Origin of the sequence: Halostella sp. PRR32 (assembly GCF_034808085.1) — an archaeon.
Classification (GTDB): domain Archaea; phylum Halobacteriota; class Halobacteria; order Halobacteriales; family Natronoarchaeaceae; genus Halostella; species Halostella pelagica.
Genome location: NZ_JAXHGL010000002.1, coordinates 665,816 through 682,989, shown reverse-complemented (window position 1 = coordinate 682,989; position 17,174 = coordinate 665,816). Strand labels below are relative to the sequence as shown.

Annotated in this window: 8 protein-coding genes, 1 tRNA gene and 1 pseudogene; 7 read left to right on the top strand and 3 right to left on the bottom strand. The window is 64.7% G+C overall.

Features of this window, described 5'->3' with window-relative positions; translation table 11 throughout:
* Positions 1–13: 13 nt before the first annotated feature.
* From SM753_RS08615 to SM753_RS08605, 4 genes and pseudogenes are all read left to right on the top strand, one after another.
* On the top strand, positions 14–772 hold the full coding sequence (locus tag SM753_RS08615) for a VOC family protein (RefSeq protein ID WP_323191282.1): 759 nt from the start codon (positions 14–16) through the stop codon (positions 770–772).
* Between the two features lie 388 nt (positions 773–1,160).
* Entirely contained in the window at positions 1,161–3,905 is a 2,745-nt protein-coding gene (locus tag SM753_RS08610; protein WP_323191281.1) for a carboxypeptidase-like regulatory domain-containing protein, read from the top strand.
* Between the two features lie 32 nt (positions 3,906–3,937).
* A pseudogene (locus tag SM753_RS21365) lies at positions 3,938–4,027 on the top strand (surface glycoprotein); the annotation flags it as partial.
* A gap of 93 nt (positions 4,028–4,120) precedes the next feature.
* Positions 4,121–6,742 (top strand): BGTF surface domain-containing protein, encoded by a 2,622-nt coding sequence (locus tag SM753_RS08605; RefSeq protein WP_323191280.1) that lies wholly within the window; start codon positions 4,121–4,123, stop codon positions 6,740–6,742.
* 121 nt (positions 6,743–6,863) lie between these two features.
* On the opposite strand, the gene dph5 is transcribed toward SM753_RS08605, so the two are convergent.
* Positions 6,864–7,667, bottom strand: a complete 804-nt coding sequence (gene dph5, locus SM753_RS08600) for a diphthine synthase (protein ID WP_323191279.1) — start codon at positions 7,665–7,667, stop codon at positions 6,864–6,866.
* Between the two features lie 111 nt (positions 7,668–7,778).
* Here dph5 and SM753_RS08595 point away from each other — a divergent pair, with 111 nt between their 5' ends.
* The 3 genes from SM753_RS08595 to SM753_RS08585 all read left to right on the top strand — a co-directional run bounded on the left by SM753_RS08595 (position 7,779) and on the right by SM753_RS08585 (position 14,794).
* Positions 7,779–8,870: a class I SAM-dependent methyltransferase family protein gene (locus SM753_RS08595; protein WP_323191278.1), complete on the top strand. Its 1,092-nt coding sequence runs from the start codon at positions 7,779–7,781 to the stop codon at positions 8,868–8,870.
* Between the two features lie 105 nt (positions 8,871–8,975).
* Positions 8,976–9,050: transfer RNA gene (locus tag SM753_RS08590), tRNA-Thr, on the top strand.
* Between the two features lie 365 nt (positions 9,051–9,415).
* Positions 9,416–14,794, top strand: coding sequence for a S8 family serine peptidase (locus tag SM753_RS08585; protein ID WP_323191277.1), 5,379 nt, complete (start codon positions 9,416–9,418; stop codon positions 14,792–14,794).
* A gap of 97 nt (positions 14,795–14,891) precedes the next feature.
* Here SM753_RS08585 and SM753_RS08580 read toward each other — a convergent pair whose 3' ends face one another.
* Both SM753_RS08580 and SM753_RS08575 read right to left on the bottom strand, forming a co-directional pair.
* Positions 14,892–16,316 carry a hypothetical protein gene (locus SM753_RS08580; protein WP_323191276.1) on the bottom strand — a complete coding sequence of 475 codons (1,425 nt, stop codon included), beginning with the start codon at positions 16,314–16,316 and terminating at the stop codon, positions 14,892–14,894.
* Entirely contained in the window at positions 16,313–17,059 is a 747-nt protein-coding gene (locus SM753_RS08575) for an ABC transporter ATP-binding protein (protein ID WP_323191275.1), read from the bottom strand. The genes SM753_RS08580 and SM753_RS08575 overlap by 4 nt, the downstream gene beginning before the upstream one ends.
* Positions 17,060–17,174: the final 115 nt, after the last annotated feature.

The window sequence follows — 17,174 nt, the reverse complement described above, 5'->3', positions numbered from 1 at the left end:
CCGATCTAGGGGTATGAGTGCACCGCTCGACCACGTGATGATGCGCGTCGAGGACCTCGACGAGTCGCTTTCCTGGTACAAGACCCACCTCGACTACGAGGAGAAGAGTCGCTGGGAGGCCGACACGTTCACCAACGTCTTTCTCGGCCCGACGGACGTTCACGACGAGGGGGCACTGCTGGAACTCACGTACAACCACGACGGCCGCACGTACGAGATGGGCGACGCATGGGGCCACATCGCCGTTCGCGTGGCGGACGTGTACGACGCTTACGACGAACTGATCGACGGCGGCGTCGAGGAGTACCGCGACCCGGACTCCTGCGGCGGAAGCTACGCCTTCGTGACGGACCCGGACGGCCACGAGATCGAGATAGTCGAGCGCGACTACGGCGCGAGGTGGAGTCTCGACCACACGATGATCCGCGTCGAGGACGCCGACGAGGCCATCGGCTGGTTCACCCGAAAACTCGAGTACGAACACACCGGACGCTGGGAGTCGGATACGTTCGCCAACTACTTCATGAAGCCGGTGGACGCCGCGGACGAGGGGATGGCGGTCGAACTCACGTACAACTACGACGGTCGCTCGTACGAAATGGGCGAGGCCTGGGGCCATCTCGCTGTGGAAGCCGCGGACCTACAGGAGTTCTGGGACACGCTCGTGGAACGCGGCGCGGCGGAGTACCGCGACCCGGAATCGTGTGACATGCGCTACGCCTTTACCACGGACCAGGACGGCCACGAACTCGAAATCGTCACGAGCGACTGATTGGGACTGTCGTAATTCGATTCGGTAGTTCGCCGACGCAAGGCCGGAAACTACCGGTACGTTACAACGGTCACTTCGACGCGTTGCCGTCAACTGTCGGACTGGTCGAATCGCTTGGACGAACGAGGGCGAAGCTGTTTATATGGTAAACCCCCGTCCCCCCCGAATCCCCCATATCGCCGAAACCGCACGACTCCGGCCGTATCTAGTGGTGTGAATAATTACCATACGCGTCATTCACCACAAAGCATTTATAACGAGGTCACAACGGTTTCTACCGTACCCCTACCCATGGTGACAGCAACGAGTACCTTGGTCTTCGGCGTGCGTTCGTTGGCCGAGTCCGAGAGAAAGTCGCTGGCGCCGACCGACAGACAAACAGAATAACATGACAACAACGAATTCGAAAGACAAGGTACGCAGCCTCGTCCTCGCGGCGCTGATGGTTTTCTCCGTGGTCGGAGGTTCCATCGCGTTCGCGGGAGCGGCTGCCGCGGCTAACGCTCCCGGTGATAACGGGGGCGTTACTGACAATACTGAAAGCGTAAATGCTCTCTCCGGTGAAGAGACAGAAGTCGCTGACTTAGACTTCAGCGGCGACTCTGGAGAGATGAACAACATCACGGTTAACGTTGCTGGTGGTGCTAATTCCGCCAACGTCAATGTCGACGACGTCACTGACGTCCGTGTCGTTGCGTACAACGACAGCGACGTTCTCGCCGAGGCTTCGGCGTCTTACGCCACCCACGGCACCGTGGTCGACTTCAACGGTACGGACGCTGACTCCGAGACTAACGGCACGGTCGACCGTGTCGAAGTCTACGCTCAGCTCGCGTCCAGTGCCACCGTCGACGGCAACGAAGATCTCGACGCATCAGTCGAGCTTCAGGCTGACGACGGAACCTCGTCCGGTGCTATCGACACTCTTGGCGTCCAGAGCATCACCACTGACTCCTCCTTCATCTCCGGTGAAGTCGAGGACTCGAACGGTGAGCCGATCGAGAACGCTCAGGTCGAAATCGTCAACAACGACAACGGCGCGACGGTCGCAACGCTGACCACCGACGCTAACGGTCAGTTCGACCCGAGCCGTGTCCGCGTTGCACCTGGACAGAACTACACCGTGAACGTCGACCGCTTCGGGTACACGACGTACTCCCAGACCCAGTTCGTCGGGTCGCAGGAGACGGTCAACTTCCCGGTCACGCTGGAATTCAACCTCCAGCCTGACAACGTCGACGTCCAGCGCTTCGACAACGGCGAGGTCGCCGGTACATCCTCGACGCTGCTCGGCAACAACGAGTCCGACAACACCGCGACGTACGCCGTCGTGGTCGAGAACACCAACGTCGAGAACGCCGGTACGCCTATCGACTCCTCTGAGTTCTCGATCGACGTCGACCTGGAGTTCAACAAGACCGACGCTAACGTCGGTGACTTCTGGGACAACGACGCGATCAACACCTCCACCACTGTCACGACCACCGAGCGCGGTGACATCGACGGTGACGGATACTCCGAGTCCTACGTGACGTTCAACGTCACGGCGGACAACGCGAGCGCCGACACGCTTGCCAACCCGCTCACTGAGGTTGGCATCAACGCGTCGAACGCGGAAAACAACCTGCAGGACAACGACGCTACCGTCCAGTACGTGCTGGAAGGTGAAGAGAAGATCACCGGCGAAGTCGTCGATATCGACGGTGAAGGCGTCTCCGACGCTACTGTCTGGGCCGTCTACGAGGGCTCCGGCAACCAGTCGGTTGCGTTCACCGAGAACACGTTCGTTAACGACGACGGGAACGCGTTCCTCGTCGACGAGACGAACGACGATGGCCGCTACGCCATCCCCGGTCTCGCAGGCAACGACACTAACGTGACGGTCTACGTCACTGCGACCAACTACAACCGCGAGAACCTGACCGACACGAGCGTTGGCCAGTTCGTCGCGGCGAGCGAGTTCGAACAGACCGCTGGACCCAAGTCTGAGACCGAGAACCACGACATCGTCGTGGCTCCGGTCGACGTTACGCTCGATTACCGTCTGAACCTGTCCGCAGAGGGCGAAGACGGCAACTACTCTGACTCGATCGCGATGGGGATCAGCTCCGAGCGCGACGTTCGTGTGGGACTCGACGTGAAGGCCCAGAACGAACCGGACAGTGCGTTCACCCCGATCGAGAACTCCGATCTCGTTGACAGCGAAGACGTCAACTTCAGCACGAACAACACCGTCATCGGAAACGTCGTCGACGACCCGCTCACCGTTACGGAGAGCAACGAGACGACCGTCTTCCAGTCCACCCGCAGTACCGGTGTGGCTAACCTGACGGCTGAAGTGACCAACGGCGAGGACATGGTGTTCAACGACACCGTCCAGATCGAAGTCTACGGCGTCGGTGAGATCACTGGCGACGTGGTCAACGACAAGAACCCGGCGGACAACCTCCCCGGTGCGAAGGTCGACCTGCTCCGTGTCGAGAACAACGGTAGCGAAACGCTCCTCGATACGGACTACACGGGTCCGCAGGGTTCGTACTCCTTCACGGAGGTCCGAACCGGCGAGACCTACCGCCTAGTCGGTACCTTCGAGAACGAGACCGGTTTCAACGAGATCTACAAGGGCAGCGCCGGTACGACTAACGCCGACATCGTGATCGTCGGCGTTACGCCGGACGCAGCAACCTTCGATGTCAGCGACCTCTCGCCGTCCAACAAGACCGTCACGCAGGGAGACCAGATCGACGTCTCCGCGACGGTCACCAACATTGGCGACGAGCAGGGTACGCAGACCGTCGAACTGCGCGTGGACGGTAACACGCTTGCGAGCCAGGACGTCCAGCTCGTTGGCGATGAGAACGTTACCGTCACCTTCGACGATGTCGACACGAGCGGTCTGGCTGCTGGTGACCACACGCACGGCGTGTACACCGAAGACGACGACCAGACCGGTACGCTGACTGTTGAATCGTCCGACGACGATAACAGCAACAGCAGCATTGTAGCCGAGTACGACGCAAACAACAACGGCGAGATCGACCTGATGGAGCTCTCTGCAGCGGCCAACGCATACTCCAGCGGCCAGATCTCGCTGATGGAACTCAGTCAAGTTGCTGGCGCGTATTCCAGTTAAACAACTGATCCAACCGACAAACCCAACACAAAATGTCAAGCAATAACGATAAGATGCGTAGCCTGCTGATGGCTGCGTTAATGGTGGTCTCAGTAGTTGCGATGTCTGCCGCATTCGCAGGCACCGCAGCTGCAGGGATCGCCGATGCGGATCGCAACATCAGTGACTCGGAAGTGAGTCCTGGTGGAGAGGCAACGGTTACGACAACAGTCAATATGGACAGTGACGGCGGGTCACTCACGATCTCGGAAGAGTTCAGTCCCGAGGTCCAGTCCGCAAGCATCGACAGCGTCACTGTCGACGGTGAGGATGCAGATACCATCATCGCGGAGGCTGACAGCACCGGTGCCGTGGTTACGATCTCGTCCGTGCCCGCAGACGCAACGGTCGAGCTGACGTACACGGTCACCACCGCTGACTCCGAAGACATGACGTACGAAATCACTGGTACCGCTTCCAGTGGTGACGACGAAGTTAACACCGGCTCGACCACCCTCGAAACCGCCGCCGACGACGGCGACGGTAACGATGGCGAAGACGGTAACGACGGCAACGACGGCCAGGAAGGTACGAACCAGTCCGAGTCTGACGCGAACCTCAACGCCGGTGGTACGTACTGGGAAGGCCAGGTCCTCTACGAGGACGGCTTCGAGTCCAACGAGGACTACCAGATCATCAACTCCGAAACCGGAATTCTCGAGCGGGAGCGCACGGCGAACGCCGACGGCGCGCACCTGATCGACACGTCCGGTCTCAGTGAAGGCGAGTACACGCTCAGTAAGTCTAGCGGCTCGTTCAACTTCACTGTCGTCGAACAGGACCTCACCATCACCGCTGACGATGGCGAGGTTCGGAACTCCGGTAACTCCGAGGAGGAGTTCGAGGTTGACTCCAAACGCGGTAGCTTCGACGTTGAGGTCACCGCAGACGACCTCGACGCCGACGAACTTCAGAACATCTTCGCTGACGAGGACGATGTCAGCAACACCGAGGACGGCGTTGCGTTCTCCGTCCGCGGTGGTAGCACGGCCACCGGTAACTTCTCCGGTATCGACGCAGACAACTACACGCTCGACTTCTCTGTCACCGACACTGACGCCGAGGACTCCGTAGACATCAACGTCTCGGACGCCGGCGACAGCGAGGCCGAGTTCGCAAGCTCCGTCACGAGCGACCAGGTCGGCGACGTTGCCGACATCACGGTCGAACTGGAGAACACCGACACGGCCGCTGTCACCGTCGGTAACATCCAGGACGACGGTTATCAGGCCAACCTGACTGTCGAAGACGGTAACGACGACGGTGAGGTCACCATCCAGTTCAACACGTACGAAGCTGGTAACACGACCGGGTCGGATCTCGCATCCGCAGCGAACAGCGACGACTCCGTCACGGTTCTCGAAGGCGACAACCTCACCGCAACCACGTTCAGCAGCAGCCGGCTTCTCACCGACCACGGCTACCGGATGACGGTCCGTGCTGGTGAGGACCCGACCGCTGACTCCGACGACCCCGGTACGCTCAACCTGCGCCCGCGCTCGACTGACAGCCTGTCTGTCGGTACCGCACCGCAGGACATGAGCTACGATGACGTCGAAGACCTCGCCGACTCTGTCTCTCAGGACAGCACTATCTCGGAAGGCGATCAGATAGTGGTCGAGGTTGACGCGTCCGGTATCGAGGGTCTCGTTGGTGGCGCGGACGACTACTCCGAGTTCACTAACGACGAGAACGTTTCGATCACGGTCGAGCAGGAAGAAGCGAAAGCGAACCGTGACCCGAAAACGGCCGAACTCAGCGACAGTAACACGGACGTCTACACGAACGGCGACGAGGACCTCTACTACCTCGTTGTCGACAGCTCGGCACTTGACATCTCCTCCGACGACGGTAGCTACGAGGCTACCTTCACCGTCGAGGAGAACTCCAAGCTGAACCCGTCCGACGACGACGAGACGGTCAGCGACACCTTCGAGATGGACGGCCGCGAAGGGACCATCCAGCCGCCTGAGGTCGAGGCCTCGTCCGGCCAGACCATCAGCGGCACGACGACCATCGCCGCCGGCTCCGAAGTGCGGATCACCGCCGAAGGCGACGACACTGACAACCCGTTCCTGCTTGAGGAGACCGCAACCGTCCAGAACGACGGTAGCTTCAGCGCCGAATTCGACTTCGGCGGCGAGCCTGAGGAAGGCTCCAACTTCACGGTCTACCTCGAGGACTCTAACGGCAACTCGCTCGCTGACTCCGTCAGCGGAGTTGTCGGCGAAGCTCCGACCGCTCAGGTGTCCTACTCTGGCGGCATCAGTGAAGACGGCTCCGTCGTGACTGTTGACGAGGTCTACCTGCCCGAAGGTGGCTTCGTCACTATCCACGACGCGTCCGTCGAGGACGACCCGATCGGCAGCGTCGTTGGTACGTCCCAGTACCTCGAGAACGGCACGCACACGGATGTGCAGGTCGAACTCGACAGCGCCATCGAAGAGGATCAGACCCTCATCGCGATGCCGCACATGGACGACAACGACAACCAGGAGTACGACTTCGTTGACTCCGAAGGCGATAACGACGCTCCGTACACCGACAGTAACGGTGACATCGTCGTTGACGCCGGTGACGTGACGCTGCAGACGGAGACTCCGACTGACACCACTACCGACGAACCGACTGACACCACTACCGAAGAACCGACTAACACCACCACCGAGGAGACCACCCCTGAGGACGGCGACGGGGACGGTGACTCCGACGGTGACGGTCAGCCCGGCTTCGGCATCAGCGTCGCCATCGTGGCGCTCATCGCTGCTGCCCTCCTGGCTGTCCGTCGTCAGGACTAATTCAGGTAGCTAACTACCGGCTCACGCCGGCTTTCGACGATTCACATTTTTTCGAACGCTACGCCGAACAGCCGCAGCACGCGATATCGTGTCCCCGAACGGGTTTCAGAAGCAGTTCGCGTCAGTCGAGCGACGAGTCGGGAGCGTCCGCCAGGTCACGAAGGGCATCGCGTTCGACGTGGTGGAGTTCTCCCGGCACGACGAGCAGGTGAAGCGGACCGCCGAACGACCGCGACGCGAGGCCGCGCATACTGTCGGCCACGACGACTGGGTCCGGACTGCCCGCGCGGGCGACGACGACGCCGAGCGTCTCTGGATACTCGTCGACGAGATACTCTGCGGCCGTGCTCGCGGTCATGTACTCCTCTATCTCGTCGTCTTCCGACCGGGCGACCGCCGCCGCGTTGTCGACCTTGATGTCGAGATAGACGAGCGTGTGGAGGCCGCGGTCGCGGTTCTCGTCGATGGTCTCGGTGACGCTTGCCGGAAGCCCGTCCGCGCCGTGGGCGTACGCGAACGGGAGCGTGGTCGCTTTGCCGAACCGGTAGTTCTGGAGGCCGGTGAGCGCGCTCGCGGCGGCCTGAGCCGTCGTTCCGTGGACTACCCGCGTCTCGATGTCGCGGTCGTGAGCGCGCAGGCGGAGGTCGACGTGCGTGGTCGAGATCATCGTATCCCCGGCCGTCAGGAAGGCGACGTCAGCCGTTTCGGCGGCGTCTAGGATCTCTCCGGGACTCCGTTCGACGCCTTCGCGGTCGCGAACCTCGATCTGCGTGTCGTGATACTCCTCCAGTTCCGCGACGGTGGTGCCGACAAGCGTGCTGGTGTAGAATTCGGCGAACACGCGGTCGGCGTCGCGAAGCGCCTCCTTGCCTTCGACGGTGATCGACCGCTCGTCGTAGAGGCCGAGACCGATGAACGTGAGCATACCCGGACTCGGAGTCGTGCCCGCTTAACGCCAGGGGTTCGACGGTGAACGCGCGACACGCTCGGCCCGGAAGCGTCAGGCTTACGCCCGCCACGGGACGAGAGTCAGCGTATGGAAGCGCCGTGCGTTCGCGTTCAGCGGGAGGACGGCGAGGCGACCCGCCGTTCCCTCGCGGCCGACGATCTCGTCGACGAGGACCTGGAGATAGAGTTCGACGAGGGGTATCTGTACATTCCGGTGACAGACGCGGCCACCGTCCCAGAGAAATATCACGTGGTCGTCCGCGACGTGCCAGAGCGCGCCACACAGCAGACGCCAGCGGACCTGCTCGATTTCGACCCGAGTTACGAGCGCCTGGGCGACATCGTCATCGTGGACGAGGACGACCCGGAGCGCGCGGCCGACATCGCCGACGCCGTCGTCGAGTCGGATGTCCCCGTCGAAACCGTCGTCGACCGAGCGTCGAAGATCCAGGGCGAACTCCGCATCAGGGACTGGGAGCTACTGGCCGGAGAGCGGACCGAAACGACTCACCGCGAGTACGGCTGCGAGTACGCGCTCGACATCGCAGAGATGTACTTCTCGCCGCGGTTGGCGACGGAGCGCCACCGCGTCGCCGAGCAGGTCGAGGAGGGCGAGCGCGTGTTCGACATGTTCGCAGGCGTCGGTCCCTTTGTCATCCCGGCGGCGAAACGCGGAGCGGAGGTGGTCGGCGTCGACCTGAACGAGCGCGCGGTCGAGTACCTCCGCGAGAACGCCGAGCGAAACGGCGTGGCCGACCGTGTGACCGCTATCGCGGGCGATGTCCGAGACGTTGTTTCGGGCTCGTCGCGAGTTGCGGGACGCGAACGAAGCGAGGGCATCGATGAGACGAGCGGGCCGCAGGCTCGCGAGCGCCCGGAGAGAAGCGACGGTGTGCGAGATGACGCGCCGGAGTACGAGAACTGGGCCGACCGGATCGTGATGAACCTGCCACACAGCGCCGACGAGTTCCTCGACGCCGCCGTCACCGTCGCTGGCGACGACTGCGTCGTCCACTACTACGATATCCAGCACGAGGACGACCCCTTCGGTCCCGGGGAGGCGGCGATCAGGGCGGCAGCGGAACCGGAGTACGAGGTTGCCGTCGAGACGCGCCACACCGTCCGGTCGTACGCGCCGCACGAACTGAACGTCTGTCTCGACGTGCGACTGACTCGATAACGGCGTCGGAATTCGGAATCCTTAAACCGATTATCGCGCCTATGTTGAGGTGGAGTGTACCGGTGTCCTGCAGAGCGTAGCGACGCAGGGCTCGGCGCGCAGTGCGCCGGTGTAGCTCAGACTGGCTAGAGCGAATCCTTCGTAAGGATTAGGCCGGGGGTTCAAATCCCCCCACCGGCTTACTTTTGCCGCAAGCGATCCTGCAAGCGGTCAATACGTCTCGTGAGGGACTGAACTACGGAACGGGGGAGAAACGACCGACGCGGGCGTGGTTCAAACCTCCGGCTTTCATTCTACGACGGACGTGGGGGTAACAGCACATTGTAGAACCGTGGTAGGCGGAGCGGTTGATCCCGGACTCGTCGACCGCTATTTCCCGACGCAGACGTCGACGCCGGCAGTGCCGCCGACCGCTCCGAACGTCTGTTATTTCTCTCTGAGTTACGAATTGTATTTTATTAAGTAGAGACGGTATCACCACAAGATTTACGTTTCACATCAAGGTACTGGCGGTATCAGCTATCGATACTGATATCCAGACTGATATGAAATCTGACAGCCCCTGCGGAGGCGAGTCCCACGACGTATCGTCTCGCCTCAACGCGTCTCTCCGGACGCTGTTTCTGGTCGCTCTCCTGCTGGTTTCGGCGACAGCGGCACCCGCTGTCGCGTACGCAGAAGCGGCTCCGTCCGGCGACCGAGAGGTTCAGATATCGGACACCCATGCGAACCTCTCGGTCACGAACGCTTCGACTGACGGGAGAACTACCGGCTCCCCGACTGCCGGTCCGGGCGTTGACCGCGCCGGAGCGGCGAACGAGTCCGCCGTAACGCTGACGCTCATTACCGGCCAGACGGTGACCGTCGAGAAGCGCCGCGGCGAAACCGTCTACACGACCGATTCGGAGACGGCGATGCGGCGGATATCGACACCCGACGGGACGTACGTGTTCCCCGAGAACGCCGACCTGGAGCGGTTCGATCCTCGTCTGTTCAACGTGGACCTGCTGGTGGAACAGAACCTGACGGACGCGAACGCCGACTCGATCCCGGTGATCGTCGAGCGCCGGGGCAGTCCGGACGAAGTCGGTCGAACGGACGGCAATGCCGAGCGGAGTCCGACCGCGGCCCTGCGCGACGACATGGGCCGAACGCGCGGTCTGACGGCCGAACGCACGCTCGACTCCGTCGACGCGGTTTCCGCCTCGGTGTCGAAAGACCAGTCTGCGGCCGTCTACGAGACCCTCCGGACGAGCGCCGAGATCGAACACGTGTCGCTCGACGCACGCGTGAGCGTCTCCCTCGACGACGTTTCGGAACTCACCGGTGCGGGCGCGGCGCGCTCTCGATACGGCGTCAACGGTGAGAACGTCACCGTCGCCGTCCTCGACTCGGGCGTCGACGACTCTCATCCCGACCTGCAGGACGCCGTGACCCGCCAGGTCGACTTCACCGGCGAGGGGACCACTGACGACCCGTACGGGCACGGGACCCACACCGCCGGAATCGTCGCAGGCGACGGCTCCGCGAGCAACGGAACCTACACCGGCATCGCACCGAACGCGAGCGTCCTGAACCTCCGAGTCATCGAGAGCGACGGATACGGCAGTCGCTCCAACGTCATCGACGCGATAGAGTACGCCGTCGACGAGACGGACGCAGACGTGATCAGCGTGAGCCTCGGCGGACCCGTTTACGACGAGGACCCTTACTTCGACGCGGTCCAGTACGCCGTCGACAACGGCGTTACCGTCGTCGTCGCGGCGGGTAACGACGGCCGTCCCGGCCACGACGGCTACGGCACCGTTCTCTCGCCCGGCGTGGTTCCGTCGGCACTCACGGTTGGCGCGAGCGACGGTGACGACCGTCTCGCACCGTTTTCCTCCCGCGGCCCGACGGCGACGAACCGCGTGAAACCCGACCTCGTCGCGCCCGGCGTCGACATTGCCAGCGCGAGGGCGGGTACCGACAGGTACGTCGAGTACTCCGGAACGAGTATGTCGGCACCCGCGGTCAGCGGCATCGCCGCGCTCTTGCTCGACGCGAATCCGGACTGGACCCCCACCGACGTGCGGAGCGCGCTCGTCACGCGGACGGACCGTCTCGAGGGCAACTACGACATCTACCAGGCGGGGTCGGGCCGCGTCAACACGACCGCCGCGCTGACGGCAAACGTGACCGTCGCGCCGTCGACCGTCGACTTCGGCGTCGTCCGGCCGTCTGCGAACGAGACGCGCGTCGTCGAACTCGCTAACCGCGGAACCGAAACGGTAACGCTTGACGTCTCCGCCCACGCGACCGATATCGACGACGGCACGACCGGCGACGTGTCGCTGAACCGGACGGCCGTCTCGGTCGCGCCCGGAGACACCGAGGCCGTCGCGGTGCGAGTCAACGGGACCACCGATGCGGGCGTCTACTCCGGTCGACTGCTAGTCGACGGCGGCGAGTACCGCGGGAGCTTCGGATACACCATCGGCCACCGCCTCTCCGTCTCGAAACACGGCGCGAACGGGACGAGCGTCGCCGGCGACGAAGTGGTCCTCTACCGCCACGGTGACGGCGGATCGACCGAGGTGCTGTCTCTCTCCGGCGACGACGCGGAGACGCTCGTTTTCGAGGGCACGTACACGGTCGTCAGCGGCGGCGTCGACGAGTCGACCGGCGAGACGGTTCTCGTGGAGGAGACGCTGACTGTGTCTGACGACGCGACGGTTTCGTTCGACGAGAACGACGCCGTTCGGTACGGCTTGAACGCGAGCGGCCTCGGCGACGGAACCGAACTGGAGACGCTCCGCGCGGCGGGCGAAATGCAGCGGACGACCGCCGACGGTCGGTCGCTGACGTACGAATCGTTCCGGACGTTCCCCGACGAACCGTCAGTTCGATTCAGCACGGGTACGGCAAACGCTAGCGTCTCGTACCTGCTCGCGCCAGCGAGCGCGTACGACGACGGCGGGCACCACCTCGACGTTTCCGAGGCGTATCATCTAGTGTATCCCACCGTCGGCGTCGACGGGCCGCGGACCGTCGCGCCCGACGAGTCCGACCTCGCCGCACAGACCGTCACCTACGGCCGGACCGGCAGTGGTGACGACTACGATGTCGTGCGGACTGTCACCCACTCGGCGTTCCCGACACGGGGGCTCACGACGGCCCGCTGGGACCGGCGCGACAGAACTCGGCAGACGGTGTACGTCACCCCCTCCGGGAGCGACGTCCGGACGGCGTACGGGCTGACAGCGGTCGACAACGGCCGCGACTGGCGTTTCGTCTCGCCGATGCAGTCGCTCGCGGTCGGCGAGAACAGAGCGGTGAGCGTCCGCGCCCACCCGCTCACGGCGGACCGCCGGAACTGGCATCTGGGGGCGACGCCCGCCGCCGCCAACGTCAGCGTCGGCGCGCGGTTCCAGGTCGACCAACCCCCCACGCGGTTCGTCCACCGGTCGTCGGCGACGAACCACTACGAGATACGCCGGAACGGGACGACGGTGGCCGCGCGGACGACGACGGGTGACGAGTTCGCGTACGCCGGCGACGACCCGCTCGTCGAGAACGCGACGTACGAAGCGGTGCTGACGGCGAACGGCTCCGACGGCCTGTCGACGCGGTCCGTCACTCGCTACGCCGCGACGTACCGTCCCGGCGAGGACGTCACGCCGCCGGAACTCCGGGGGATCCGGGTGACGGACGGTGGCGAAGGCAACTCCCTGTACCGGCTTCCAGTGACGCTGTCGCTCACCGCGAGCGACGACATGGACCTCGCCAACGGCAGCGTCCGCGTGCGCTACGCGGACGGGTCCGTGACGACCGCCCCCCACGACGGGAACGTCACGAACACGAGCGAGGCGTGGCACGAGGCGGCGGTCGAGCGGACGGGCAACGGCGAGTACGCGGTCGAACTGGACGGGTCGCGGATCACCGCGTCGACGCTCCACCTGAACGTCGCGCTCGTCGACGCGTCGGGCAACCTCGCGGAGTCGACGGTGTACGACGCCTACCGGTCGACTGCGCCGCCGACGGTGACGCTCGAAGGGACGGTCCGCGGCCCGGACGGTACCGCCGCGGCCGACGATGTCGTCACGACACACGACGGGGCGAGGCGGACGAACGTCTCGCGAACCGACGCGGACGGGTCGTACGCCGTCGGCGTTCGCCGAAACGCGACCGTCGACGTGGGCTACCGCCAGTACGACACGACCGCAGACGAGTTCTTCCCCGAGGACGGCGTCGCGGACGTCTACCCGCTGGCGAACACCGTCACCGAAACGGACGCTGACCTCGGAACGCACGACATACCGGACGGCCATCCGGTGACGATGACGGTCACGGACGAGTCGGGAGCACCGGTGGCGAACGCGTCCGTCGCGGTCGACGTGAGCGCGAACGGGGCGTCGGTCCGCGTCGGCGAGTTCCTGACCACGGCGGACGGACGACTTCCCGTAGACGGACTCGAACTCTCCGGGAACGTCTCAGTCGCGGTCACGCCGCCGGAGAACGAGTCGTTCGTCCCCACGACGACCGAACGGACCGTCGACGCCACTGGCCCGCGGGACCTCACAGTGACGCTCGAAGAGCCGTCGCTGGTCGCGCACGCTACTGCCGACCCCGCGACGGCGACCGTCGGCGACGCGGTGACGTTCGACGCCGCCGACAGCGCGGCGCAGGGCACAGTCGTCGCGTACGACTGGTCCTTCGGCGACGGCGCGACCGCCGAGGGAGAACACGTCTCGCACGCGTACGAGTCGCCCGGCGAGTACGAGGCCGCGTTGACGCTCACCGACGAGTACGGCGTCTCGGCTACCGACACGGTGACCGTTTCGGTCGAAGCCAGACCGGATAACAGCAGCGGCAACGGTAGCGACGGAGACGGTAACGACGATGGTGGTGGGGGAGATGATGGCGGCGACGGAGACAGTAATGACGGCGGCGGAGGTGAAGGGAACGATGGCAGCGACGGCGGCGACAACAACGACGGCGACGACAGTAGCGGGGGCGGAAGCGGCGGCGCGCCGTCGTCGGGGCTCGAACCGTCGCTCGGCGTCGGAACGGACGTGACGGCCACCGCGGACGGTGCGACAGTCACCGTCGTCCGCGGCCTGCGAGGCGACACCGCGTCGGCCGACCTCCCGGCGTCAGTGACCGCGAACGGCGTCGGTGCGACCGGTATCAACGTGACTCTCGCCGAGAACGCCCCCGAGTTCGACCTGTCGGTCGGGGCGTCCGCGGAACCGCCGGGGGACGTCCCGGCTTACAACCGGTCGACGGCGCTTGGCTACTTCGACGTCGGCCGCGACGGCGTTTCCGAGGAGGCGATCGCCGAGGCGACGCTCCGGTTCAGCGTGTCCCAGTCGGCGCTCCCCGACAGTGCCGACCCGGACGACGTGACGCTCTACCGGTATCACGACGGCGAGTGGCGCGACCTCCCGACGAATCACACAGGGAACGAGTACGAGGCGGCGACTCCGGGGTTCTCGGCGTTCGCGGTTGGCGTCGAACACCCCGAGTACTCCGTGACCGACGCGACGCTCGGCGCGACCGAAGTCGCGGACGGCGAGTCGGTCCCCGTCGAGGCGACGGTGACGAACACCGGAACCGCCGGGGGCAACGCCACCGTCGCGCTCGAACGGGGCGGCGAGGTCGTCGCTGAGCGAACTGTCTCTCTCGCGCCCGGCGAGGCGCGGACCGTGTCGTTCGCTCCGACGCTCGGACCGGGCACGCACGACCTGCACATCGGCGAAACGGACGTCGGGACCGTGACGGTGAGCGATCCGTCGGAGACCGAATCGACCGGCGAACCGTCGACCACCACTGCAGAGGACCGGGACGCTGAGACGGAAAGCGACGGGCAACCGGGCGTCGGACCGGTCGGTGCGGTCCTCGCGCTGACGCTTACGCTTCTCGGCCGCCGGCGGTTCCGGTAGCCGACGCCGCGGCGAAACACGAGGTCGATCCGGACGAGGTTGAGGCGACCACGGCGGGAGCGACGAACTCGGGTTCAGCCTGGCGGTCTGATCAGTGTCAGGCAAGCAGGCGTCGCTCCCACCGCGGGACAGCGCGGCGGTAGACGGCGACGCCGACAGCGCCGAGCAGTAGTGCGGCGGCCGCGAGAGCGCCCAGAAGCGTCGTCGAGACGGGCGTCACGACTAAGCTGACGATCAATACCGGGACGAGCGCCGCGGCGACGGCGGCACCGAACGCGGCGAACAGGACGCTGTCGAAGAGGAACTCGTTCGGCTGTAGGCCGGCGAGCGCCACCGTCAGACCGAAGAGGTAGAGTTCGATCCCGACGAGGAGGACGGCACCCACGGCGACGTGGGCGGGGTCGGCCCCGAACCAGACTACCGCGAGCGCGAAGTACGCCAGGCCGTTGGGGACGGCGAGGACGAGAAACGCCCGGAACTTCGCGGCGAAGGCGTCTGCGACGCCGACGGGGTAGATCAGGTAGTCGTCCGGGTCGTCGAACTGCGTCAGCCAGTTGTACGTCGTAAAGGCCGTCAGACCGAGAATGGCACCGAACGAGAGTCCGATCGACGGCTCGACGCCGGTGACTGATTCGGTGAGAAAGATGAGTGCGGCGCTGACGGCGAACAGGACGCCGCCGGAGAAAAGCACCTTCCAGATGCCGCCGCTGCTCCGGTGCAGGTCGAGCAGGCTCTTCGTCCACAGGCCGGTGTCGTCGCCGAGGCGGCGACGCCAGCGTCCGAACGCGGCGTCGGTCGTTCGCACCCCGCTCCGAACCGACGGGTCGTAGGCGTACAGGCCGACGATAGCGAGGGCAACCGACGGGGCAACGGCTATCGCCGCAGTGGCGAGTGAGGGGTCGGCGTACAGCGCGTACGGCGTTGCTCCTCCGACGTCGACGCCTGCGGCCCAGGCCAGGCCGACGGCCGCCGCGGCCAGGAGACCGACCACGCGCCCGGGCAGGCCGCGCGTCGAGAGGCCGACGAACGCGAACGTGACAGCGGCACCGAACAGGAACGTTGCGGTCGTCGTCGCCCAGAGCAGCGGCAGGCGGGCGAGCAGCGCCGGGTCGCGGGCGTAGGCGAGCGGCGCGACCGCCACCGTGAGCGGGAGCAGGAACAGGACGCCGTAGTAGACGATATCCTTGACGAGAAAGACCGAAAGCAGCGTCCGCCGCGACACCGGAAGCGTCCGCCCGGAGAACACGAGCATCGTGATATCGCCGAGCAAATTCTCCATGGCGTCACGCCCGACGAAGCCGATAGAACCCGTGTGAAGCCCGAACGCGAACGCGAGCCCGTGGAGACCGGCGGCGACCGTCGCGACGGTCACTTCGGTGAGCGAGAGGAACCACGCGGTCCCCGCGGCGAGCGCCGTGACGAGGAGCGGAAACACCGCGAAGCGCCGGCCGCCGAACAGTTCGGTGTGGAGCCGCCACTCCTCGGCGAGCATGCCGCGAAACAGCGTCCAGTGCAGGCTCATGGTTCCGTCGCCAGCGCCTCGCGCGATTCGGGCGCGTCGACGTTCGCGAGGAAGGCGTCGAGCAGCGACGACCCGTCGTCCAGCGCTCGCGGGTCACGTTCGGCGATCAGTTCGCCGCCGCTCACGATGCCGACGCGGGTGCAGATGTCCTCGGCCACCTCGACGTGATGTGTCGAGAAAAACAGCGTGTTGCCGTCGGCGGCGTACGATTCGAAGAACCGCTTGGTGCGTTCCTGGACGATCGGGTCGAGGTTCGCCAGCGGTTCGTCGATGAAGACGAGGTCAGGTTCGTGGAGAAACGCGCCGGCGATCATCACCTTCTGCTGTTGCCCGCGCGAGAGGTCGGTGGCCAGCGTATCGAGCTGTTCGGCGAACGACAGCCGGTCCGCCCACTTCTCGACTCGGCGCTCTCGCGTCTCGTCGTCGATGTCGCGAACTGTACTGACGAACTCGAAGTACTCGCGCGGCGTCAGGAAACTCGGCGGCGACTCCCGCTCCGGCAGGATACCGACCCGTCGTCGGGTTTCGGCGGGGTTCGTCGTCGGGTCCGTCCCGAGAACGGACACGTCGCCCGCGTCGGGCCGGAGCTGTCCCGTGAGGATCTCGATAGTCGTCGATTTTCCCGCTCCGTTCGGGCCGAGCAGACCGAACAGTTCGCCTTCGTCCACGGACAGTGAGAGGCCGGATAACGCCTCCAGGTCGCCGTAGGACTTCTGAACGCTCTGTGTCCGAATTGCAGTCATCGTGTTTCTAGTGGGCGTACTCCGTCATATTCCTGTCGGCAAATTTGATGTGTCACTTCAACTGATCCGACATCCGCCGAGTCCACCGTCGGAGGACCGGCGCGAAACGGTAACT

Coding starts and splice junctions, on each gene's coding strand:
- SM753_RS08605 (WP_323191280.1), top strand. CDS start 4,121: ATGGACAGTGACGGCGGGTCACTCACGATCTCGGAAGAGTTCAGTCCC.
- SM753_RS08610 (WP_323191281.1), top strand. CDS start 1,161: ATGACAACAACGAATTCGAAAGACAAGGTACGCAGCCTCGTCCTCGCG.
- SM753_RS08615 (WP_323191282.1), top strand. CDS start 14: ATGAGTGCACCGCTCGACCACGTGATGATGCGCGTCGAGGACCTCGAC.
- SM753_RS08595 (WP_323191278.1), top strand. CDS start 7,779: ATGGAAGCGCCGTGCGTTCGCGTTCAGCGGGAGGACGGCGAGGCGACC.
- dph5 (WP_323191279.1), bottom strand. CDS start 7,667: ATGCTCACGTTCATCGGTCTCGGCCTCTACGACGAGCGGTCGATCACC.
- SM753_RS08575 (WP_323191275.1), bottom strand. CDS start 17,059: ATGACTGCAATTCGGACACAGAGCGTTCAGAAGTCCTACGGCGACCTG.
- SM753_RS08580 (WP_323191276.1), bottom strand. CDS start 16,316: ATGAGCCTGCACTGGACGCTGTTTCGCGGCATGCTCGCCGAGGAGTGG.
- SM753_RS08585 (WP_323191277.1), top strand. CDS start 9,416: ATGAAATCTGACAGCCCCTGCGGAGGCGAGTCCCACGACGTATCGTCT.